Origin of the sequence: Brevibacterium oceani, from assembly GCF_013623835.1 — a bacterium.
In the GTDB taxonomy this organism is placed as follows: Bacteria; Actinomycetota; Actinomycetes; order Actinomycetales; family Brevibacteriaceae; genus Brevibacterium; species Brevibacterium oceani.
Genome location: NZ_JABKDE010000002.1, coordinates 67,081 through 89,378, shown reverse-complemented (window position 1 = coordinate 89,378; position 22,298 = coordinate 67,081). Strand labels below are relative to the sequence as shown.

The 22,298-nt window shown below is 67.6% G+C and carries 17 protein-coding genes; 3 read left to right on the top strand and 14 right to left on the bottom strand.

The genetic code is table 11. The annotated features are described in order from the left end of the window. Nucleotides 1–2 precede the first annotated feature (2 nt). The 11 genes from murC to mraZ all read right to left on the bottom strand — a co-directional run bounded on the left by murC (nucleotide 3) and on the right by mraZ (nucleotide 13,869). Entirely contained in the window at nucleotides 3–1,403 is a 1,401-nt protein-coding gene (gene murC, locus HK401_RS03670) for a UDP-N-acetylmuramate--L-alanine ligase (protein ID WP_181273339.1), read from the bottom strand. Between the two features lie 2 nt (nucleotides 1,404–1,405). Then, a complete protein-coding gene (locus tag HK401_RS03665; RefSeq protein WP_181273338.1) occupies nucleotides 1,406–2,506 on the bottom strand; it encodes a UDP-N-acetylglucosamine--N-acetylmuramyl-(pentapeptide) pyrophosphoryl-undecaprenol N-acetylglucosamine transferase in 1,101 nt (366 codons plus the stop codon). Nucleotide 2,507: 1 nt separating this feature from the next. Further along, nucleotides 2,508–4,142 carry a putative lipid II flippase FtsW gene (gene ftsW, locus HK401_RS03660; RefSeq protein ID WP_181273337.1) on the bottom strand — a complete coding sequence of 545 codons (1,635 nt, stop codon included), beginning with the start codon at nucleotides 4,140–4,142 and terminating at the stop codon, nucleotides 2,508–2,510. A 1-nt stretch (nucleotide 4,143) separates the two neighbouring features. After that, nucleotides 4,144–5,664 carry a UDP-N-acetylmuramoyl-L-alanine--D-glutamate ligase gene (gene murD, locus HK401_RS03655; protein WP_181273336.1) on the bottom strand — a complete coding sequence of 507 codons (1,521 nt, stop codon included), beginning with the start codon at nucleotides 5,662–5,664 and terminating at the stop codon, nucleotides 4,144–4,146. Between the two features lie 10 nt (nucleotides 5,665–5,674). Next, nucleotides 5,675–6,763 (bottom strand): phospho-N-acetylmuramoyl-pentapeptide-transferase, encoded by a 1,089-nt coding sequence (gene mraY / locus HK401_RS03650; RefSeq protein WP_181273335.1) that lies wholly within the window; start codon nucleotides 6,761–6,763, stop codon nucleotides 5,675–5,677. After that, nucleotides 6,760–8,226: a UDP-N-acetylmuramoyl-tripeptide--D-alanyl-D-alanine ligase gene (locus HK401_RS03645; RefSeq protein ID WP_181273334.1), complete on the bottom strand. Its 1,467-nt coding sequence runs from the start codon at nucleotides 8,224–8,226 to the stop codon at nucleotides 6,760–6,762. Before HK401_RS03645 ends, mraY begins: the two co-directional genes overlap by 4 nt. Before the next feature lies 1 nt (nucleotide 8,227). After that, nucleotides 8,228–9,883, bottom strand: a complete 1,656-nt coding sequence (locus HK401_RS03640; protein WP_258233995.1) for a UDP-N-acetylmuramoyl-L-alanyl-D-glutamate--2,6-diaminopimelate ligase — start codon at nucleotides 9,881–9,883, stop codon at nucleotides 8,228–8,230. Continuing rightward, complete coding sequence (locus HK401_RS03635; RefSeq protein WP_258233994.1) at nucleotides 9,883–11,664, bottom strand: peptidoglycan D,D-transpeptidase FtsI family protein; 1,782 nt, start codon at nucleotides 11,662–11,664, stop codon at nucleotides 9,883–9,885. Before HK401_RS03635 ends, HK401_RS03640 begins: the two co-directional genes overlap by 1 nt. An 82-nt stretch (nucleotides 11,665–11,746) precedes the next feature. Further along, nucleotides 11,747–12,313 (bottom strand): cell division protein FtsL, encoded by a 567-nt coding sequence (ftsL, locus tag HK401_RS03630; RefSeq protein ID WP_181273332.1) that lies wholly within the window; start codon nucleotides 12,311–12,313, stop codon nucleotides 11,747–11,749. Next, nucleotides 12,310–13,272, bottom strand: coding sequence for a 16S rRNA (cytosine(1402)-N(4))-methyltransferase RsmH (gene rsmH / locus HK401_RS03625; protein WP_181273331.1), 963 nt, complete (start codon nucleotides 13,270–13,272; stop codon nucleotides 12,310–12,312). The genes ftsL and rsmH overlap by 4 nt, the downstream gene beginning before the upstream one ends. Before the next feature lie 165 nt (nucleotides 13,273–13,437). Beyond that, a complete protein-coding gene (gene mraZ / locus HK401_RS03620) occupies nucleotides 13,438–13,869 on the bottom strand; it encodes a division/cell wall cluster transcriptional repressor MraZ (protein ID WP_181273330.1) in 432 nt (143 codons plus the stop codon). Between the two features lie 459 nt (nucleotides 13,870–14,328). On the opposite strand from mraZ, the gene HK401_RS03615 reads away from it, so the two are divergent. Genes HK401_RS03615 through HK401_RS03605 form a run of 3 tightly spaced genes read left to right on the top strand, consistent with a single transcriptional unit; the run spans nucleotide 14,329 to nucleotide 19,212 of the window. Next, on the top strand, nucleotides 14,329–15,318 hold the full coding sequence (locus tag HK401_RS03615; protein WP_181273329.1) for an AAA family ATPase: 990 nt from the start codon (nucleotides 14,329–14,331) through the stop codon (nucleotides 15,316–15,318). 4 nt (nucleotides 15,319–15,322) lie between these two features. Beyond that, complete coding sequence (locus HK401_RS03610) at nucleotides 15,323–16,570, top strand: DUF58 domain-containing protein (RefSeq protein ID WP_181273328.1); 1,248 nt, start codon at nucleotides 15,323–15,325, stop codon at nucleotides 16,568–16,570. After that, a complete protein-coding gene (locus HK401_RS03605) occupies nucleotides 16,567–19,212 on the top strand; it encodes a transglutaminase TgpA family protein (protein WP_181273327.1) in 2,646 nt (881 codons plus the stop codon). The genes HK401_RS03610 and HK401_RS03605 overlap by 4 nt, the downstream gene beginning before the upstream one ends. 115 nt (nucleotides 19,213–19,327) lie before the next feature. Here the strand turns inward: HK401_RS03605 and HK401_RS20980 are convergent, their stop codons facing one another. From HK401_RS20980 to dinB, 3 genes are all read right to left on the bottom strand, one after another. After that, nucleotides 19,328–20,200 carry a YdcF family protein gene (locus HK401_RS20980; RefSeq protein ID WP_219921714.1) on the bottom strand — a complete coding sequence of 291 codons (873 nt, stop codon included), beginning with the start codon at nucleotides 20,198–20,200 and terminating at the stop codon, nucleotides 19,328–19,330. 301 nt (nucleotides 20,201–20,501) lie between these two features. Next, nucleotides 20,502–20,909 (bottom strand): DUF3040 domain-containing protein, encoded by a 408-nt coding sequence (locus HK401_RS03595; RefSeq protein WP_181273326.1) that lies wholly within the window; start codon nucleotides 20,907–20,909, stop codon nucleotides 20,502–20,504. Nucleotides 20,910–21,037: 128 nt separating this feature from the next. Beyond that, the gene (gene dinB / locus HK401_RS03590) at nucleotides 21,038–22,276 is read right to left on the bottom strand and encodes a DNA polymerase IV (protein WP_181273325.1); all 1,239 of its coding nucleotides are present in this window, start codon (nucleotides 22,274–22,276) and stop codon (nucleotides 21,038–21,040) included. Nucleotides 22,277–22,298: the final 22 nt, after the last annotated feature.

Sequence of the window (22,298 nt, the reverse complement as noted above, 5' to 3'; positions counted from 1 at the left end):
TCTCAGCTCTCCAGGGAGCTCAGCAGCTCGGGGCCGAGGATCGTCACATCCCCGGCGCCCAAGGTGAGGACGAGGTCGCCGGGCTGCACCCGGGCGGCGACGAAGGGGACCGCCTCGGCGAAGGACTCTTCGAACCTGACGTGATCGTGCGGGACGCGGTCGGCGATGAGCGCACCGGTCACTCCGGGTACGGGGTCTTCCCTGGCGGGGAAGACGTCGAGGACGACGACCTCGTCGGCGAGCCCGAGGGCTTCGCCGAACTCCTCGCGGAACTCCATGGTCCGCGAGTACAGGTGGGGTTGGAAGATGGCCCAGACTCGCCCGCCGTCGGTGACGACTCCGCGGGCGGCGTTGAGCACTGCGCGCAGTTCGGTGGGGTGGTGAGCGTAGTCGTCGATGACGCGCACGCCCGCGGCGATTCCGCGTTCCTCGAAGCGACGCCGGGTGCCGCCGTAGCCGGCCAGGCCGGTGGCGGCTCGGTCGACGTCGGCGCCGAGACTCGCGGCCACGGCGATTGCGGCGGTGGCGTTGAGCGCGTTGTGCAGTCCCGGCTGCCGCAGTTCGACCGCCAGCGGTTCTGCGCGTCCGGGCAGGACGAGGACGAAGCGCGAGCCGATCCCGGAGTCGAGGTCGCGCAGGCGGATGTCGGCGTCCTCGGCGGTTCCGTAGAGGACGACGTCGGCGCCCTGTGCGCGGGCGTGTGCGGCGACGTCGTGGGATCCGGGGTCGTCGGCGCAGGCGATGATGGTGCCGCCGCGGGTCTGGATGCCGTTGCAGAATTCGATGAACGCTTCACGGACCTTCTCCGGCGTCCCGTAGTGGTCGAGGTGATCGGCTTCGACGTTGGTGAGGATGCCGATCGCGGGTTCGTAGAGGAGGAACGAGCCGTCGGATTCGTCGGCCTCGGCGACGAACACGTCGCCGGTGCCCAGGTGGGCGTTCGTACCGGTCGTCGACAGCACTCCCCCGATGACGAAGGACGGGTCGATCCCGCAGGCCTGGAGCGCCACGGTCGTCATCGACGTCGTCGTGGTCTTGCCGTGGGTGCCGGCCACGGCCACGGCCCGCCGATCGACCATGAGCGAGGCCAGTGCCCCGGAGCGGTGGAGGATGCGCAGTCCGCGGCGCTCCGCCTCGACGAGTTCGGGGTTGTCCTTGCGGATGGCCGAGGAGATGACGAGGGTGTCGGCCTCGCCGAGGTTGTCGGCCGAATGCCCTATCGTCACGGTGGCGCCCAGCGTCCGCAGGACGTCGACGACGGAGGATTCCTTCGCATCCGAACCGGAGACGGTGACTCCGTTCATGACCATGATCCGGGCGATCCCGGACATCCCCGATCCGCCGATGCCGATGAAGTGGACGGCGCCGAGTTCGCCTACGGGAACGATGTTCGCAGTGCTCATGTTCAGCCTTCCAGAGCGCGGGTGACGATGTCGGCCATGCGGGCCGCGGCATCGGTGGGATAGTTCAGGTCTTCTCCGGCGCGGCTCATCTGCTCAAGCCTGTCGGTGTCGGTGACCAGCGGCAGGATCGTGTCGGTGACGGTGGCCGCGGTGAAGTCGGCGTTGTCGACCATCAGTGAGGCCCCGGCACGCACGCTGCCGGCGGCGTTGAGTCGCTGTTCGCCGTTGCCGATGGCCAGGGGGACGTAGACCGCGGGGACTCCGGCGACGGTGGCTTCGGAGACGGTGGCCGCACCGGAGCGGGCGACGAGCAGGTCGGCGGCCCCGTAGGCCCGGTGCATTCCGTCGACATAGTCGACGACGTGGTAGTCGGCGAGGTCCGCGGTCGCTTCCCGGAGTGCGTCGCCCTTGCCGGCGCCGGTGATGTGGAGGACCTGCACGCCGGCGTCCTGGCAGGCGGTGGCGGCGGCGAGGAACGCGTCGTTGATCCGCTGTGCACCGGAGGATCCGCCGGTGACGACGAGGACCGGGCGGTCGTCGCGGAGGCCGAGGTCGTTGCGGTACGCCGAGCGCTGGGTCGCATCACTGCGGTCGAGGTCGGTGATCTCGGTGGGCATGGGCATGCCGACGAGGGTGGAGCCGGGCAGCTTCGTGTCCGGGAAGGTGATCCCGACCCGCCCGGGCTTCGTCAGCCTGGCGCCGAGGCGGTTGGCCATTCCCGGCTTCGCGTTGGCTTCGTGGACGATGAGCGGGATCTTCGCCGACCGGGCGGCGAGGAAGGCCGGCGGGCAGACATAGCCGCCGACGCCGACGACGGCGGCGACGCTGCGGGAGGAGATGATCCTCTTGACCTCGGAGATGTTGCCGGAGAAGCGTCCGGGGAACTTCAGCAGGGCCGGACTGATCGACCGGGGCATGGGCACCTTGTCGATGGTCAGCAGTTCGAATCCGGTGCGCGGGACGATCTCGGCCTCGAGACCGTCGGGCGTGCCAAGGGCCACGATGTCCCAGTCGGGGTGTCGCTCGCGCAGTTCGCGGCCGATCGCCAGCATCGGCGAGATATGGCCCGTGGTGCCTCCACCGGCCAGCAGGATGCTCGTCATCTCATTTCCTTCTCTTGCGGGCTAGTACGGCGAATGAGGACCGCATCCGGTCCTTGTGGACGGCGATGGCCGCCTCGGCGCCGGGTTCGGTTCGGGCGAACGAGAGCAGCACACCGACGGCCAGCAGGGAGGAGATGATCGATGAGCCGCCGTAGGACACGAACGGCAGGGGCAGTCCGATCACGGGCAGCATGCCGGTGACGACGCCGATGTTGATTCCGGCCTGGCCGATGAGCAGCGCGAAGTAGCCGGCGGCGGCGACCTGGACCATGAGGTCCTTCGAGCGCATGACCACGCGGATGATGCCGTAGCCGAGGATCGCGAAGACGAGGATGACCGCGAGCGTGCCGACGAGTCCGAGCTCTTCGCCGATGATCGCGAAGATGAAGTCGTTGTGGGCCTCGGGCAGCCAGGACCATTTCTCACGGCTGGCGCCGAGCCCGACTCCCAGCCAGCCGCCCGAGGCCAGGGAGAACAGTCCGTGGTTGGACTGCCAGGCCTGGCCCATCGTGTCCGCGGCCGATTGGTCGGCGTGACCGGTGAGCATGGCCTCGATGCGCTTGAGTCGGTTCTCGGAGCTGAGGACGAAGAACACGACGGCGGCGGTGAGCACCCCGCCGAGCATGAGGAAGTACTTCATCGGGAACCCACCGACCCACAGGCAGACGACGGCCATCGCCATGATGACCAGCGCGGTACCCAGGTCGTTGCCGGCGACGATGAGTCCAGCGGCGGCGAGGACGCCGGGTACGACGGGAATCATGGCGTGACCGAAGGTGTCCATCTTCCCGAACTTCTTCGCGAGGATGAAGCCGAGCCACAGGGCCAACGCGACCTTGAGGAATTCGGAGGGCTGGAGCTGGAAACCGGCGAAGCCGATCCAATTCGCGTTGCCCTTCGTCGCCTTGCCGAGCCCGGGCAGGAACACCGCCGCCTGCAGGATGAGTCCGCCGAGCAGCACCCACCAGGCGATCCTGCGCCACACGCTCAGGGGCATGAGGCTCGCAGCCACCATGAGCACGATGCCGATGCCGGCGAACATCGCCTGTTTGTTGAAGTACGCGAACGACGAGCCTTCTCCCCCGGCGTAGGAGGTGATCGAGGAGGCCGAGAGCACCATGACGAGGCCGAGCCCGGTGAGCGCGAGCACGGAGAACAGGATGAGGTAGTAGGTCGTCAGCGGGTAGGCGGAGCCTCGGGTGAAGTCCGCGCGCAGGGACGTCCAGGCGCGCTTGATCACCGGGACGGTCGTTCGGCTGCGCGTCTTCGCGCCGGTGTTCGAGGTCTGAGCGTCGCTGCCCGAAGTCTTCACGGCGGAGGTCTTGGAGCGGGACGTCTTCGCACCGGTGTTCGATGTCTTCGGTCCCGACGCCTGAGCAGCGGGCTTCTTCGCAGACGTGCTCGGCTTCGTGACGCGGGGGCCCGACTTTGTCGAGCCGGTTGCCGCCGAGCCTGCGGCCGTCCCGGTTCGAGCACCGACGGTGACCTTCGTCCGCGCGGGCTTCGTCGACGCGGCCGACGACGACGCCTCCGACACGGATGGGGTCGGGCGCGCCGCAGGTCCACCCTTCAGCGATGCCTTCGCGTTCTTCCTGCGCCGGCGCTCATCCGCCTTCGCGGTGGTCTGCCGTCCCATGTCAGCGCCCCAGGTGGGTGTGGACGGCCTCGGTGAACAGTTCGCCGCGCGTGTTGTAGTTGAGGAACTGGTCCATGCTCGCGGCTGCGGGAGCCAACAGCACGGTGTCTCCCGGTCCCGCCAACTGCGCTGCGGCCGCAACGGCGGCGGAGGCCACCGCCTCTCCACGTCGCTTCGGAACACCGGAGTCGATGCCCAGCGCCGGTTCGATGCGCACGACCTCGAGGTCGGGAACGGTTGCCGCGATCGCCTCGCGGAAGGCCGAGTCGTCGGCACCGATGAGCACGAGTGCCTTGATCCGGTCCCGATGATCGTTAAACAGTGCGGTGAAGTCCGCACCCTTGGGCAGTCCGCCGGCGATCCACACGATCGAGTCGAAGGCCCCGAGCGAGGCGTTTGCGGCGTGGGTGTTCGTCGCTTTCGAGTCGTCGACCCAGCGGAGGCCGTTCTGTTCGGCCACGGTGACCATACGGTGGGCGCCGAGCGAATGGTTCTGCAGTCCGGCCGCGATCGCCTGTCCCGGCACATCGATGGCTCGGGCCAGGCTGGCCGCGGCCAGGGCATTGGCGACCTGATGGTCGGCGGGTCGGCTGCCTTCGACGCCGGTGGCGGTCGCGACGTCGCTCACCGCCGCGATCTCCGCGGCCGAGGAGTAGCGCTGCGGGATGAACGCCCGGTCGACGAGCAGGTCCTCGACGACCCCGAGCTCGCCCGGGTGCGGCACACCTGTGGTGAAGCCGATGGCTTTGGCGCCTTCGACGACATCGGCCTCTTCGACCATGTGCAAGGTCGCGTCGTCGGCGCAGTTGTACACGCACGCGAGCTTCGCGTTGTGGTAGATCTTCGCCTTGTCGGCCGCGTAGGCCTCGGCGCTGCCGTGCCAGTCGAGGTGGTCGGGGGCGATGTTGAGCACTGCGGCGGCGTCGGCGCTCATCGACTCCTGCCAGTGCAGCTGGAAGCTCGAGAGTTCGATCGCCAGAACCTCGAGTCCGGGTTCGAGCACGGCCTCGAGCAGGGGCGTGCCGATGTTGCCGCAGGCCTTGGCCCTGAGTCCCGCAGCGAGCAGCATCGCTTCGAGCATCGTCGTGGTCGTGGTCTTGCCGTTCGTGCCGGTGATGGCCAGCCACTTCGCGTCATTGGTCCCGCGGATCCGCCAGGCCAGCTCGACCTCGCCGATGACGGGAATGCCCGCGGCGGCTGCGGCGGCGAGCACCGGCTGGTCAGGTCGCCAGCCGGGCGAGGTCACGACGAGGTCGAGGCGTCCCTCGGGCAGGGCCTCGACGTGTTCGGGACCGCGACGGATGTCGACGTCGAAGACCTCGAGGATCTGTGCCTTCTCGCTGACGTCGGCCTGATCGTCGCCGTCGATGACGATGACGTCGGCACCGCGTTCGCCGAGGTGGACGGCAGCGGGGAAGCCCGTCACGCCGAGGCCGGTGACGAGGATGCGCAGTCCGGCCAGGGAGGAGCTCGGACCGCTCAGTGCAGCCGGGACCTGCCCGGCCGGGCCGGCTCCGCTCATCGTCTCCTCATCAGCCAACACGGGCCACCCAATCGGCGTAGAAGAGACAGATGCCGGCGATGACGAAGAGTGCGGCGATGATCCAGAATCTCACCACGATCGTCACCTCTGCCCAGCCCTTGAGCTCGAAGTGATGCTGGAGCGGGGCCATCCGGAACACCCGTTTGCCGGTGGTCTTGAACGAGGCCACCTGGATGATCACCGACAGGGTGATGATGACGAAGAGTCCGCCGAGGACGATGAGCAGGAGTTCAGTGCGCGACATGATCGCGAGTCCGGCGAAGGCGCCGCCGAGGGCCAGCGAACCGGTGTCGCCCATGAAGATCTTCGCCGGTGAGGTGTTGAACCACAGGAAGCCGAAGCAGGCGGCGGCCATGGCGCCGGCGACCATGGCGAGGTCGCGGGGGTCGCGCATGTAGTAGCAGGCGTTCGTGGCCTCGGACATGAGGTTGCAGTTCTGAGTCGACTGCCAGGTGCCGATGACGACGTAGGCGGCGAAGACGACCACCGAGGCTCCCGCGGCGAGTCCGTCGAGGCCGTCGGTGAGGTTGACCGCGTTGGACACGGCGGTGACGATGAGGTTCGCCCAGACGACGAACAGGATGAGACCGAGCACCGCGGAGCCGAAGGCGAGGTCGAGGTTCGTGTCGCGGATGAACGAGATCTTCGTCGATGCCGGGGTCTCACCGAAGGAGTTCGGGAACTGCAGGGCGAGCACGGCGAAGGAGATGCCGACGAAGGCCTGCCCGATGAGCTTGGGCACCGGGCGCAGACCCAGGGAGCGCTGTTTCTTGATCTTGATGAAGTCGTCGAGGAAGCCGACGACGCCGAGCCCCCCGGCCAACCATAGGACGAGCAGCCCAGAGGCGGTCGGCACGGACCCGGTGAAGAGGTGTCCGAGCAGGTAGGCGAGGATGGCGGCGCCGATGATGACGACTCCGCCCATCGTCGGGGTGCCGCGCTTCGTCGCATGCGAGGTCGGGCCGTCGTCACGGACGAACTGGCCGTAGCCCTGTTTGACGAGCACCCTGATGAAGAGAGGGGTCCCGACGAGGGCGAAGATGAGAGCCAGGCAGGCTGCGAGCAGTACGGCGATCATTGGGCCCCCGATACACCGGCGATTTCGTCCCCGAGGTACCGCAGTCCGGCGTCGCGGGAGGATTTGAACAGAACGATGTCGCCGGGGGCGAGTTCGGCGGAGAGCAGATCCTTCGCCTCGGCCGCGGTGGCGACCCACGCGGCCTCATTGCCCCATGAGCCTTCGAGGTTCGCGGCGTTGAAGATCGGCTTCGCGCCCTCGCCGACGACGATGGTGCGGGTGATGTTGAGGCGGACGACGAGTTCTCCGATGTCCGAATGCGCGGACACGGACTCGTCACCGAGTTCGAGCATCTCACCGAGCACGGCGAAGGTTCGGCGTGGTCCGTTCTCGTCGTCTCCGCGGCCCATCGACGCCAGCGTCTTCAGGGAGGCCCGCATCGACTCGGGGTTCGCGTTGTAGGCGTCGTTGAGCACCGTCACGCCCGAGGGCGAGTCGATGAGCTCCATCCGCCACCGGCTCGCCGCCGAGGAGGTCGACAGGGTGGTCACGATCGATTTCGTTCCGACCCCGCAGGCATGGGCGATGGCCGCGGCGGCCAGCGCGTTGCCGACATGGTGTTCGCCGATGAGGGCCAGCCGCAAGTCCTGCGGCTCCTCGCCGGGAAGCGTCAGGGTGAACGCGGGGTGACCCGAGGCGTCGGTGCTCATCGACGTGCCGCGGACGACCTCATCGTTCGCCCCGACCCATTCGGGCAGGGATTCCCGCTGCGAGAACCACAGCGTGTTCACATCGGGGGCGAGCACCTCGTGCATTCCGGCCACGCGGGCGTCGTCGGCGTTGAGGATCGCCGTCGACCCGGCGGTCAGGGACTCGACGAGTTCGGCCTTGGCCCGGGCGGTGTTCTCGATCGACCCGAACACGCCGGAATGGGCGGTGCCCACGGCGAGTTCGACGGCGATGTCGGGGCGGATGAGGCTCGTGAGGTAGGCGAGGTTGCCGATTGAACGGGCGCCCATCTCGAGGACGAGGAACCGGGTCGACTCGACGGCGCGCAGCGCGGTCAGCGGCACCCCGACCTCGTTGTTGTACGAGTTCGGCGGCCACACGGTCTCGGCAGCGCCGGCGAGCAGGTCCGCAGCGAGGTCCTTCACCGTGGTCTTGCCGACGGAACCGGTGATCGCGACGACGGTGAGCTCACCGTCGGCGCGCAGGCCCTCGATGCTGTGCTTGGCCAGTTGCCCCAGCGCCTCGGTGGCATCCGCCACGACCACACTCGGCAGGGGTTCGTCATCGACGGTGGGGACGGATTCGCCGATGATGAGCGCCGCACCCGCCTCGATGGCGGAGGCGGCGAATTCGATGCCGTCGAAGCTCTCGCCTCGGCGGGCAACATAGATGTCGCCGGGTCCGACCTCTCTCGAGTCGGTCACCACGCCGGCGGTCAATGGGGTCTCGGGGTCGATGCCGTACAACTCGCCGCTGAGGGCGGTTGCGATCTCGGCTGCAGTCAGTCGCTTCATATCAACTGTGAACTTTACCTGGTTGTGCCCCGCCCAGTCGCATGGACAGCGCCGAGCGTGTCCGGGCACGGTCGTCGAATTCGGTCACGGTCGTGCCCACGGTCTGGCCTGTCTCGTGTCCCTTTCCTGCGATGAGCACGGTCGCAGACGGGTGTGCCGACGCGATCGCCTCGTCGATGGCGGTTCCGCGATCGGGGACTTCGATGATCTTTTTCACACGTGCGTTTCCCGCAGCCACCTCGGCGTCGATGCCTTCGCGGATGGCGGCGCGGATCGCGGACGGGTCCTCGGTGCGGGGATTGTCGTCGGTGAGAACGATCACGTCGGCCTCGCGAGCGGCAGCCTGGCCCATGCCGAAGCGTTTGCCGCGGTCACGGTCGCCGCCGGCGCCGAAGACGATGACGAGCTCCTCGGAATCGGCGTCGAGGCTCGCCAGCGCCTTCGCTATCGCGTCGGGGGTGTGTGAGTAGTCGACGATGGCGCGGGGAAGGAGTTCGGGGTGGGACTGGCCGAGGGCGCGGGGACCGGATACGTCGATGATCTCCATCCGGCCCGGCACCGTGGCCGCGAAGCTGCGGCCGATCGCGTCGAGTTCTGCGGGGCTGATGCCGGATTCGAGCAGCATGGCTGCGGCCAGGGCGGTGTTCGTGACGTTGAAGTCCCCGGGCAGCGGTGATCGCAGCCGGATGCTTTCGGGCTGGTCGACCGCTGATCGTGGCCCTCCGTCCGCGCGGGCAGCCGCATCCGCGTCGTCTCCCCGACCGAGATTCGCGTCGCTTCCCCGACCGAGGTGGAGGAGGAACTCCGACTCGCCCGGTGTGTGCTCGATGCGCCATTCGCTGCGCTCGTCGCGGCCGAGTGTGCGCACGGGCACCTGGGAGGCCGCGACCATCCGCTCGCCCCAGTCGTCCTCGACGACGATGACGGCACGGTCGGAGAAGGTGCGGGTGAACAGCGTTGCCTTGGCCTCGAAGTACTCCTCCATCGTGTTGTGGAAGTCGAGGTGGTCCTGGGACAGGTTCGTGAACCCGGCCACGGTGAAGTGGGCGCCGTCGACGCGGTGCTGGCTCAGGGCGTGGGAGGAGACCTCCATCGTGCAGGTGTCGACGTCGGCCGCCCGCATCTTCGCGAACAGGGCGTGCAGCTCGGGCGCCTCGGGGGTCGTCCGCACGCTGGGAACGGTGTCTCCGGCGATGAGGATGGCCACGGTGCCGATGACGGCGGTCCGGTGGCCCAGGGCGGCGAGCATTCCGTCGGCCAGGTAGGTCGTCGTGGTCTTGCCGTTCGTCCCGGTGACGCCGATGAGCTCCGGCGCCGAGGTGGTCCCGAAGACGGCTGCGGAGACGTATCCGAGCACCGCCCGCGGGGCTTCGACGATGAGCGCGGTGACTTTTTCGAGCAGCTCCCGGTCGGCCACAGTTCCGCTGAGGGCGTCGGTGATGCGGTCCCACCCGTGCGCGTCTGTGAGCACGGCGTCGACGCCTTGGCGGATGAGGTCGGGAGCGAAGGTCGCCCCGTGCACATTCGCCCCGGGCAGCGCCGCGTAGAGCTGACCTGGGGTGACCGCCCGCGAGTCGTGGGAGACTCCCGTGACCTCCTTCTCGGGATCGCCGTGGAGGGTGCCGGGCGCGATCGGCAGCAGCTGTGAAAAACGCATCATTTCCATTCTCGAGCAGGCAGGTCGGGCTTCTCGGTCGACGGGGGGATCCTCAGATGGCGCATCGCGAAACCCGCGACATCGGAGAAGACGGGGGCGGCGGCCTGTCCACCGTAATAGCCGTCTCTGGGCCTCTGCAAAGTCACGGAGATCGCCAGCTGCGGGTCTTCGGCGGGCAGCACCCCGACGAACGAGGCGGTGTAGCCGTCATAGCCGCCGCCCTCGGCGGCAGGCGCCTGAGCGGTGCCGGTCTTGCCGGCCACCCGGTAGCCGGACACCTGCGCGGACTTGCCGGTGCCCTCGGCGACGACACCCTCGAGCATCCGCAGGGTCTGGTCGGCGGCCTTCTTGCTTACCACGCGCTGGGTCTTGCCCGCCGGATCGGACACGGTCTGTCCCTTCGGGGAGATCATGCCGTCGACGAGTCGGGAGGGGACGTGGACTCCCCCGTTGGCGATCGTCGAGATGACGTCGGTGGTCTGCAGTGCGTTCGCGGCCACACCCTGGCCGAACATCACGGTGTACTTCGTGCGTCCGTCCCAGTCCTGATACGGGTGGAGGATTCCCCCGGTCTCGGCAGGGAAGCCGATTCCCGTGGTGGAGCCGAAGCCGAACTTCTTCATGTATTCGTAGCGCTGAGCCTCGGTGAGCTTCTGTCCGGCGAGGATCGTGCCGGTGTTCGACGACTGGGCGAGGATGCCGGCGAAGGTGAGCTTCTCATCCTCGTGCGGGTGGGAGTCGCGGAACTCCTCGTCGTTGGGTGCCTTCCACTTGTCGGGCACCGTGAATTCCGACTTCGGAGTGACGAGACCCTGGTCGAGCAGGGCCGCGGCGGTGACCATCTTCGCCGTCGAGCCGGGTTCGAAGACGTCGGTGAAGATCCGTGAGCCGCGATCGTCGCCGTCGACCTCGCCCGGCGAGTTCGGGTCCACAGTGGGGGCGTCGGCGGCGGCGAGGATCTTCCCCGTCTTGACGTCTTTGATGACGATGGACCCGGATTCGGCCTTGTGCTTCTTCCGCTGCTCCTCGATGGCCTGCTGCGCGTAGTACTGGAGGTCGGGGTCGATCGTCGTCTGCAAGCCTTCGCCGTCGACGGCGTCCTTGATGTTGTTGTCCCCGAGCGGGATGATCTCCCCACGCGCACCGCGTTCGTACTGCTGCTGACCGTCGGTGCCGGAGAGCTCCTTGTCATAGGCCATCTCGAGTCCGGCCTGGGCGGTGCCGTCGGAGCTGAGGAAGCCGACGAGGTTGCCGGCGATCCCGCCTGCGGGGTACGAGCGCACGGAGTACTCCTCGGCGGAGACGCCGAGGACGTCGAGCTTCTGCACGGCCCGCCAGGTCTCCGAGGTCAGTCCCTTGGCCACGGGGTTCCACCGTTTGTCGCCGACGAGCTTCGGATAGATGAGTCCCGGATCCGTGTTGAGCGGCTTGGCCAGGGCTTCGGCCGCACCCCAGGCTCCGACCAGCTTGCCGTCGACCTTGTACTGGGCGACGTTCTCCTGGTCGACGACGAGCTGGTAGCGGGAGACGCTGTCGGCGAGCACGGTGCCGTCGGACGCGAGGATCTGTCCGCGGTCGGCGGGCAGGGTGCGGGTGACGAGGCGGTTGGACAGGGCCTTCTCGGCAAGCTGCATCGAATCCATCCCCTGGATGGAGATGAGTCGCACCGAGGTGATGAGGAGGGCGAGGACCGCGATGGCGGCGATGGCTCCCATCCGCAGTCGCAGGTTGGGGCCGGAGCCTCTGCGCTTCCTCTTGAGTCGATTCTTACCTGAGCCCATAGCCGAGTCCTTGGTCCTTAAGCTCTGTTCGCGTTCGGTTCCACGCGCAGCCGGGTCTGCACCGTCTGCCCGCGAGCTCGGACTACTTCGGGGTCTCCTGGCTCGGAGCCGCGACGTCCTCACTCGGACTGCCCCCGACGACCGGGAGCTTCTCATCCGATCGTAGATTGGGTCGCAGGTCTTCTCGTGTATCGGCACGCGGCCCGGGCACGACTGTGGGCTCTTTCTCACCGCTGACGTCGATGCCTGGGGCGTCGATGATCTTCCCCGTCTTCGCGTCGAGGAACTCCGGGGAGGAGTCGCGCACGAGGCCGAGGTGTTCGGCGGCGAGGGAGATGTTCTGCGGGGACTCGCGGTAGGAGTTGTCCTCGACGAGGCGGTCCTTCTGCTCGGCCAGCGCCTCCTTCTCACTGGTCAGCTGGTCGACCTTGTAGGAGGTGTGGGAGACGAAGATGTTGAGCAGCAGCACCGCCACGAGGGTGGCCACGAGGATCGCCACGCACATCAGCGAGAACGGCAGGCGGGACTGAGGCAGTTCGAACTTGAGCAGCCGCAGCTTCGGGCTGCTCAGGCCGCCGCCGGCCTGCTCGAGGCGGCGGGACCGTTCGGGGAAGTCGGGCCGACCTGCTCTTGCCGGGGAATTGCTCACGATCGTGCCTCCCTGATCTTCTGCACTGCCCGCAGACGGACGCTGGCCGCCCGCGGATTGTTCTCTGCTTCTGTCTCGTCGGCCATCTCGGCTCCGCGGATGATCTCGGCCAGCCACGGCTGATGCTCCTCGGGAACCACCGGCAGGTCCGGCGGCGCCGAGGAGGTCGTGGCGGTCCGGAAGGTCTTCTTCACGATCGTGTCCTCGAGCGACTGATAGGACTCGATGACGGCCACTCCCCCGATGTGCAGCGCCTTCAGCGCCGCCGGCAGCGCGGTGCGCAGCACGCCGAGTTCGTCGTTGACCTCGATGCGCAGGGCCTGGAAGGTGCGTTTGGCCGGGTGCGACTTCTTCTTCGTCTGCGGGATCACTCGGGAGAGCATCGCCGCGAGCTGATCCGAGGTCTCCCACGGGGTGTGCGCCCGGTCGGTGACGATGATCTTCGCGATCTTCCCGGCCAGCTTCTCCTCCCCGTATTCGCGGAGGATGCGGCGCAGCTCGGATTCGGAGTAGGTGGCGAGCACCTCGGCGGCGGTGAGCTCCTGGGTCCTGTCCATGCGCATGTCCAACGGTGCCGGCCGGGAGTAGGAGAACCCGCGGTCGTCCTCGTCCAGCTGCAGGGAGGAGACACCGAGGTCGAGCAGGATCGCGCTGATGGAATCGATGCCGAGGTCGTCCAGTATCTCCGGCAGCTCGTCGTCGACGGCGTGGACGATATCGGTGCGGTCGGCGAAGGGGCTCAGGCGCTTCGCCGCGATGTCGATGGCCTGGGTGTCGCGGTCGATGCCGACGAGGTGGACGTCGTCGAAGGCGGTGAGCACGGCCTCGGCGTGCCCGCCCATGCCCAGGGTCCCGTCGACGACGACCGGTGTGATGCCGGCGGCCCGTGCGGCTTCGACGCCGATGCCGATGAGCTCGACCACGCGCTCGAGGAGCACCGGAACGTGCTGAGCTGTCATGGTCGGATCCTTCGTGCGTGGGTGGTCGTGGTGGTGCTGCTGGAGCCAGAACCTTGTCCGCCGCGGCCCTGCCACCGGGGAAGTGTGTCAGGACATCCGAGCTTCGGAAACGGGGAAGTTCCCCGAAACTCGAGCGCGGCGGGCAAGGATCAAACCCGAGCAGAATCAGATCACTCCGGGAATCACCTCCTCCTCGCGTTCGGCGAAGGTCTGCTGAGCGCCGACGAGGTAGTCCTCCCAGGTCGGTGCGTCCCAGATCTCGACTCGGTTGCCCATGCCGATCACTGCGACCTCCCGATCAAGTGATGCGTACTGCCGCAATATGTTCGGGACCGTGATGCGTCCCTGTTTGTCCGGCTGATCCGCAAATGCCGCCGACAGGAACACACGCTGGTAGTCGCGGGCTTCCTTATTCGTCTTCGGCGCGTTCTGGATTCGCGCGTGCTCGGCTTCGAACTCCGTAGTGGGGAACAGGGTGAGGCAGTTCTCCTGGCCACGGGTCAGAACGAGTCCGGGCGACAGCTCCTCGCGGAACTTTGCGGGCAGGATGAGGCGACCCTTGTCGTCGAGCTTCTGCATATGAGTGCCCAAGAACATGTCGTCTCACCCCTTTCGAAACCCATCGGCTCCGATAGCAACCACAGTACTCCACTTTCCTCCACCTATTCCAGCTCTTCGCCTCTCCGATGTCTAGAAGGCATTGTTTTCCCAGGTCAGATAGGTGGAGGAAAGTGGGGATTTTTTCGCATCGGTGCGTCGTGGCGGGTCGATCGGGGTGTCGGACGGCGGATCAACGGTAGGGGTGAGCCACCTCGGCGAGGGTGGGTTCAGGGGGCGAGATCCGCACGATTGTGCGGATCTCAGCCTTCCCCGTCGCCGAGGTGGGGCGAAGTGGGGAGGAAAGTGGAGGGTCCGTGTGGAGGAAAGTGGGGAGCGGAGTGGGGAGCCGCCTCGGGGAGGGGAATGGAGGGATGGCGCAGTGGGGTGGGGAGCGAAGTGGGGAGCCTGGGAAAACCTCGTGTGGCTGGGGGCGCGGGGATAGGAGACAATGGGGCTATGTCGATCAGCCAAGAAGGTACACAGACCAATTCCGTGATCGGTGCTGAACACATCGAATGGGTGCAGCATCTGACCTCCCGGGCACGCACGGCCATGAACTCGGTGCTCGAAGGCAAGGACGAGGCAGTGGGGCTCTCGCTCATCGCTCTGCTCGCCGGCGGCCACGTCCTCCTCGAGGACGTCCCCGGAGTCGGCAAGACGCTGCTTGCCCGCGCCATGGGCAAGGTCGTCGACGGTTCGGTCCGGCGCATCCAGTTCACGCCCGATCTGCTGCCCACCGATGTCGTCGGTGTCAACCTGTTCAATCAGGAGACCCGCCACTTCGAGTTCCGGCAGGGACCGGTGTTCGCGAACATCGTCATCGCCGACGAGATCAACCGCGCCTCGCCGAAGACCCAGTCCGCGATGCTCGAGTGCATGGCCGAAGGTCAGGCGACGATCGACGGGCAGACCTATCAGATGCCCACGCCGTTCATCGTCGTGGCCACGCAGAACCCGATCGACATGGAGGGCACCTACGCCCTGCCCGAGGCACAGCGCGACCGCTTCCTCACTCGCATCTCGCTGGGCTATCCGGCCACGGCGGATGAGGTCGACCTGCTGGACAACCAGATCCAGAACGATCCGCTCGAAACGGCTGCCGCAGTGACGAACCTCGAGCAGATCACGCAGGCGCGCACGATCGTCCGGCACGTCTCGGCGAGCAAGGCGCTGCGCGAGTACATCGTGGCGATCCTCCAGGCCAGCCGCAACGATCCGGCGATCCTGCTCGGCAGCTCGCCGCGCGGCGGCGTCCACCTGCTGCGGGCCGCCAAGGCTCGGGCGGCGCTGTCGGGGCGGACCTTCGTCACTCCCGACGACGTGCAGGCCCTGGCGCCCTACATCCTCGCCCACCGCATCATCCCCCGCGACGGTGACGACTCCGAGCTGGCCACCGACCTCATCGGCCGCGTGCTCGCCCGCGTGCCCGTCTCGACGAACCAGTGAACGCATGCGACTGAGCACCTCTGGAATCATCTTCGTCCTGGCCGGAGCGGCGCTGATCATCGCGGCCTACCGCTTCGCGCTGCCGGGGCTGCTTCCGGCCGGGCTGCTGCTGCTCGGTCTGGTCGTTCTCTCGGCTCTGCTCATCGTCTGGGGCACCCGCCGGGTATCGGTGACGATGTCCACTCCCCTGCCCGAGGTGGCTCTGGCCGCTTCCCGCGACCGCTACCCGCTGGCGGCCGAGGGCAAGGAGGTCGAGGTCGAGGCCCGGGTGACGAACATCGGTCAGCTCGCGATTCCCGCGGCGACGATCGACTTCGTCGCCGCCGAGGGATTCGGCGATTCGACATCGGGAGAGGTTCCGCCGCTGGCGCACCGGGCCTCCCAGACCGTGCTCACCTCGTTCACCCCGAACCGTCGAGGCGTCTCGGGCATCGAGGCTGTGCTCATCACCGTCTTCGGTCCCTTCGGTCTGGTGAAGATGAAGCGGAAGGTGCGCGGGGCATTCCCCGTGGCCGTATCGGTGCCGATCCTCGGCGCGCGCATCCCGAAGGACTCCTCGATCCGGCCGGCCCGCCTCGACGACGGCAAGGTCCGCTCGGGGCATACGACCCGTGACTTCCACACCCGTGAGTACGTGCCCGGCGACGATCTGCGGCATGTGCACTGGCCTTCGACGGCGAAGTCCGGTGAGCTCATGGTCCGCCACGAAGCCGATGAGGAGACGCTGCATGCCCTCATCGTCATCGACCTCGCTGCCGACGCCGCGGATGCTCAGCCGAGCGAGCAGGAGATCGAATTCCTCCTCGCCGCCGCCGTCTCCGCCGGCACTGCCTTCCTCCGGTCCGACTACGAAGTCTTCGTCGTCGCGCCCGGACACGAGACCAGACTCAAAGGAGCCCGCGACATCGACAGGCTGCGCCTTCTCTCCGCAATCGTGCGACCGGGCAGGGTCGAACTGCCCAAGCATGACAATCCGAATCACATCGTCATCTGTGCCGTCGGTGACGAGCGCGGGCAGGAGCTCGCCTCGGCGTTCTCCCGCAGGGTCCCGGTCACGCTGCGCACGCTCAGCGAGATCGGTGATCTGACGATGATCGGCCTCAGCGAGGATCTGCCCGAGTCCTGGACGACCTTCGAATCGAAGCGTCGGTCCACCGCCTCGCAATCGCCCGCCGAGTCGAGCACGACCCCGGGAGGCAGCGCCGGCGTCGGATCGCCGATGCCCGACGGACCGCAGGGGGTGGGACGATGAGTCTCGACACCTCACCCGCCGTGGACCGCGAGTCGGACGGACACGATTCGGCCGACCCCCTGTCGACGCAGGACACGCGTCCGCCGACGGGCTGGCTCGAGGCCGGCATCGTCTTCGCGGCGATGGTGCTGACCGCTGTGGCGATCTCGGCCGTGTTCTCCGACTTCGCGTGGCTGCCGCCCGTGCTCGTGGCGTCGGCCGTCATCGTCGTCGTCGGCGCCGTCTTCCGCAGCATTCCGGCGCTGCGGTCGAGCGGCACCGCCGTGATCGCCCAATGTGTGGCCGGTCTCATCGCGGTCTTCGCGATCTGTGCGAAGGGTTCGCTCATCCTCGGGTTCATTCCCACCGGCGAGTCCTTCGGCATGGTCATCGACCGACTCTCCGACGGCGTGAGCGATCTCTATGCCACCGCTCCCCCGGCGGCGAGCACCCCGGGCTTCACCGCGATGCTCACGATCGCGTTCACGCTCATCACGATCCTCATCGACGGTCTCGTCTCCGACCTCCGGGCTCCGAAGGTCGGCGGTGTGCTGTTGCTCGTGCTGTGGATGATTCCCGTCTACTTCGCCTCCCGTGAGGTCCGCTGGTGGCATATCGTCGCGATTCTCGCTGCGTTCCTGCTGCTCATGCTCAGCCCGTATCTGCCGGCCACACGGTGGAGGGGCGGACTGACCGCGGTCCTCGCCGGTGCGCTGGCTCTGGGCATCGGCCTCGGACTTCCCTTGGCGCTGCCTCCTGTGCCGAGTCTGCCCGACCGGGCTTCGAACGGACAGGGCGATCTGACCGTGACGAACCCGTTCCTCAATCTCCGGCAGAACCTCGGCGACCGTGACGATGCCACGCTCTTCAGCTACGAGACGACGGGCGAGGAGTCGGATCCGATCCGCCTGACCTCGATCGATGAATTCGATGGGGAGAATTGGACGCCGAGTGCCTTCGGCCTCGACCCCTTCGCGATCGCCACAGACGGCATGCCCTGGCCCGAGGGGATGCCGCGTGAGACGAACTTCAAGAACGAGACGATCGACGTGCGCGTCGGCGACAAGTACGACCAGCAGTACCTGCCTTCGCCCTATGCCCCGCAGCAGCCCAACGGTCTCGATCGGCGGTGGATCTTCGACGAGAAGACCCTGACGGTCGTCGGCAACGGTGAGAAGACCGGTGGCCTGAAGTACTCGATGGACTATCTCTCGCCGAACCCATCGGTCGATGACCTGAAGAACGCGACGCCGGTGAGCGAGAGCGATTTCGAGACCGAGCTCGCCGTGCCCGATTCCCTGCCGGACACCGTCAAGGAGACCGCCGAACGGGTGACCGCCGATGCCGACAACCAGTGGGAGGCCGCGGTCCTGCTGCAGGCATACTTCCGCAGCGGTGAGTTCGAGTACTCACTCGATGCCCCGGAACGCGCCAGCGGCGACGCGATCTCGGACTTCCTCAACGACAAGAAGGGGTACTGCGTCCAGTTCTCCTCGGCCATGACGATCATGGCCAGGACGATGGGAATCCCCGCCCGCATCGGCGTCGGCTTCGCCGGCGGCGACGAGGCCGACGGCGGCTACGACGTGAGCATGCAGGATTCGCACGCGTGGCCGGAACTCTACTTCGAGGGTGCCGGGTGGGTGCGCTTCGAACCGACTCCCGGCGGCCCGGCCGGGGATCCGCCGAAGTGGACTCTGGCCAGCGGCGCACAGGAGAACGACTCGGAAGACGAGTCGGAGTCCGCGAGCCCGAGCGAGGAGCCCTCCGACGAGGCTTCGGAGACCGCGGCCGGCGGTTCCGAAGAGCCCACCGAGGAAGAGACGTCCACTCAGGCCGCACAGCCGGCGGGCGCCGATCTGAGCACATACGTGTGGGGCGGCATCATCATCCTCGTGCTGCTGCTCCTGGCCGCGATGCCCGCGATCTGGCGGTCGATCCTGCGGTCGCGGCGGACGAACGATCCGACGGACCTCGAGGCCGTGTGGACCGAGGTCCGCGCTCTCGCCACCGACTACGGGCAGAGCCTCGACCCGAGCGGGACGCTGCGGTTCAACGAGCTCATCCTCGCCGGTGCCACGGGTTCGGCCGGGTCCGGTGCTTCGGGTTCGGCCGGGGCCGATACCGCCGGGTCCGATACGGCCGGTGCCACGGGTTCGGCCGGTTCCAGTGCCGCTGGTTCGGCCGGGGCCGACGCTGCCGAGTCGGGGGCGTCGAACGCTGCGAGTCCCGCAACCGGAACCGAGACATCGTCCGACGCGGCCGGAAACGGAGCGGCTGCGGCCGATTCGGGAGCCGTCGCAGCAGATTCCGGGGACGGTACTCCGACACGGAAATCGGCCGCCGAGGTGGCTGCCGGGTCCTCGGCGGGAGCCGGTGCGGCCGGAACGACGTCGTTCGGATCCTCGGATGAGCGTCTGCGACGTCTGCGCAGTCCGGTGCCGACGCAACCGGATGCCGGGGACCGGGACGATACCGCGCTGTCGGCGTTCGTCGATGCCCTCGAGGCGCAGCGTTACGGTGCCGCGTCCGAACCGCTCGATCCCTCCGAGGTGAGTGCGCTCATCGATGAGGTCGGTACGGATCTGTCCGAACGGGCGACTCCGGGCAGTCGGATCTCGGCGAAGATCTGGCCGGCCAGCCTCTTCGACCCGCCGAAGTGACAGTCGGGTGAACGTCACCGGCCCGTGCAGGCGGCCAGCGCACGGGCCATCCCCTCAGAGCACAGTGTGTCTCACCCACCGTGTGCCGGGTGAGTCGACCTCAGTGAGTGCCGATTCAGTCGCGCTCAGCGTGTGCCCAGTCCATCTCGCGCTCAGCATGTGCCCGGTCCATCTCGCGCAGGGCGAGGAGTCCGCGGGCTGCGGCGATCGGTTTGACGAGCGGAAGCTCGCCGAATCGGTAGTCGGCCCCGCGGACGAGGCGCTCACCGAGGTCGGGGCGCATCTGCCAGAGATGTTCGCGGGCCTTTTCGGCGTGATGGGAGTTCGAGACGATGCAGATGGTCGACTCGGGCAGGATCACCTCGTCGATGAGCGCTGTCGCCCTGGCGATGTTCTCCCAGGTCGACGTGCTCTCCGTCTCCAACAGCGACCTGCCGACAAAGCCGAGCTCGTCGCGGGCATAGTCATCGAGCAGGCGAGCCTCGGGCACAGCGCCGGCGACGGAGCCTCCGCAGAAGATCACCACCGGTGAGCCGGCGGCCGGGTCGATCGAACGCAGGCCGGCCTTGGCCCGAAACCGGTTGAGCCCGTTGGCCTTCGTGCCGCGGTTGCGGTATCCGAGCACCACAACGATCTGATCGCTCCCGCTTCCCGCGGTGGGTCCTCGTACGGTGTGCTCTCCGCCCGCGGCGCCTCGCACGGCACCCCCTCCGGCGACGTCCGACCCGCCTCCGGTGCCTCGCACCGCGCCCCCTGCGGCGTGCTCTCCGCCCGCGGCGCCTCGCACGGCACCTCCACCGGCGAGGTCCGCCCTGCCGGCAGCGGAGTCCGACCCACCCCCGACGCCACGAGAGCCGAGCCGGCGCCAGCTCGAACGCAGATGGCTGAGCTCTCCGAAGGCGAATACTGCCGCGATCAGCCCCAGGCCGACCCCGGCTCCCGTGATCATCCAGCGTCGCCTCGCCGGCCACACGGTGCGACTGTGCATCGGAAGTGCATGCGTACTGTTTTTCATCACTACGTGTGCACTTCCGATAGACAGTCGCCCCAAGCCGCCGGCCGACAGTCGCCTTCGAGCAGGCGATCGCCCCCGAGCAGACAGTCGCCCCAAGCCGCCGGTGGACGCCCCACGTGGAAATCGGCGCCCGGCTGTGCTTCGGCCCGAGAAGCGGACTCAGAAAAGTGTCGAGAGGCGCCGGCCGAAGCTGGCGCAGAACCACGCACGGCCGAACCGGGCATAGAAAAAGGCACCCTCAGAATGAGAGTGCCTTGATCCTCAGGGACCGAAGTCATTCGCCGCGCTGGCGCTTTTCCCACCGGTCTTCGAGACGGCTCATGAAGCCGGCGCTGCCCTTGGACTCGGACTTCGAGCCGACGTTCTTCGTCTCGGTCTGGGTGGTGTGCGTGCGACCCGGACGGCTGAACGCCCAATACATGCCGACGACCATGAGACCGAAGCCGACGACGCCGAGGGCGATGAACCACATCGAAGTGGACACGAGCGAGATCGCGAGGATCGTCGCGGCGAGTCCGGCCAGGGCGATGAGGATGCCGAGGACGAAGCGCTTGGCTGAGAATCCCGGGCCCGTGGCCGCGGCCTGCGTTTCCGAGATATTGCGTGCAAAACGGGGGTCTTCACTGCGCAGCTGCTGCTCCAGTTGATCCAACAGCTGCTGTTCGTGATCGGAGAGTGGCATCTCGAACCCCCGTTTCCCTACTCAAGACTTTGAAACAATCATAGTCTCTGAGCACCGAAAAAACATCTCGGGAGGCCATTGGAGTGCGGATTCTCACTGGGTCTTCAGACTATGGCCCGGCTCACCGCCTACGAGTCGTCGCTGCGTTTGCGCAGAAGCGAGGCCTGCGAGATCGCTGCGGTCCCGAACCGCCGCCTCACCTCGTCGAGCGCCACCTCGGCCTCACGCCCCGAATGCTCGGGTTCATCCAAGGTCGCCTGCCGTCCGGTGGCGGAGAAGTCGATGAGTCCCGCCGCACGCATTCCGAGCAGGCGCACTCCCTGGGTGCGCTGCTCGCGCAGCGTGCGCATCGCCGGGCGCAGCGCCTCGTACATCTCCCGGGCGAGGTCCGTCGGCGCCGGCAGCGTCACCGACCGCGACAGAGTGGTGAAATCGCCGAGGCGGTACTTCAGCCCCAGCGTCGTTGCCACCTTGCCCTCGGCACGCACCCGGTAGGCCACCTTGTCGGCCAGGCGCAGCAGTTCGTGTTCGAGCACATCGAGGTCCCAGAGGTCTTCGGGGAAGGTGTGCTCGGCGCTGATCGAGTGCTCCTTCGCCTGCCGGTCGAATCCGGAGGAGTCCTGACCGTGGGCGGCTCGCCACAGCGCGTGCCCGTGGGCGCCGAAGACGCGCGCCGCCCACGCTTCGTCGACGTCGGCGAGGTCACCGATGAGGCGGATGCCGTAGCGGGAGAAGGCCTGCTGCGTCTTCTCCCCCACACCCGGCAGGGCTTCGATCGGCATCGGGTCGAGGAAGTCCTGAGTCACGGCGAGCGGAACGAGCAGCTGCCCATCGGGTTTGGCCCGGGCGGAGGCGAGCTTGGCCACCACCTGACTGCCGGCGATCCCGACCGAGGCACTCAGGCCGGTCCGTTCCTTGATCTTCGCGCGCAGCTCGGACGTGATCGTCACCGGAGAACCGAGGCGGCGCACGGCACCGGAGACGTCGATGTACGCTTCGTCGACGCTGACCTGTCGGACGTCGGGGGTGACCTCGGCGACGAGGTCGAAGACCTGCCGGGAATAGGTGGAGTACAGGCCGTGGGAGGGTGGGATCACCTCGGCGATGGGGCACAGGTTCATCGCCCGGGACATGGGCATGGCCGCATGGACGCCGAACTCCCTGGCCTCGTAGCTGGCCGAGACCACGACGCCGCGGCCACTGCGACCGCCGACGATGACAGGTCGGCCGATGAGCTGGGGTCGGGTGAGGAGTTCGACGGAAACGAAGAACGAGTCCATGTCGAGGTGGAGCATCGTCGCCCCGGTGTCGTCCGTGCCCAGACGGCTGAGATCGCCGCCGGAGCGTGACAGTTGCTTGCGACTCATCGCCTCCCCCTCGGACTCGTTC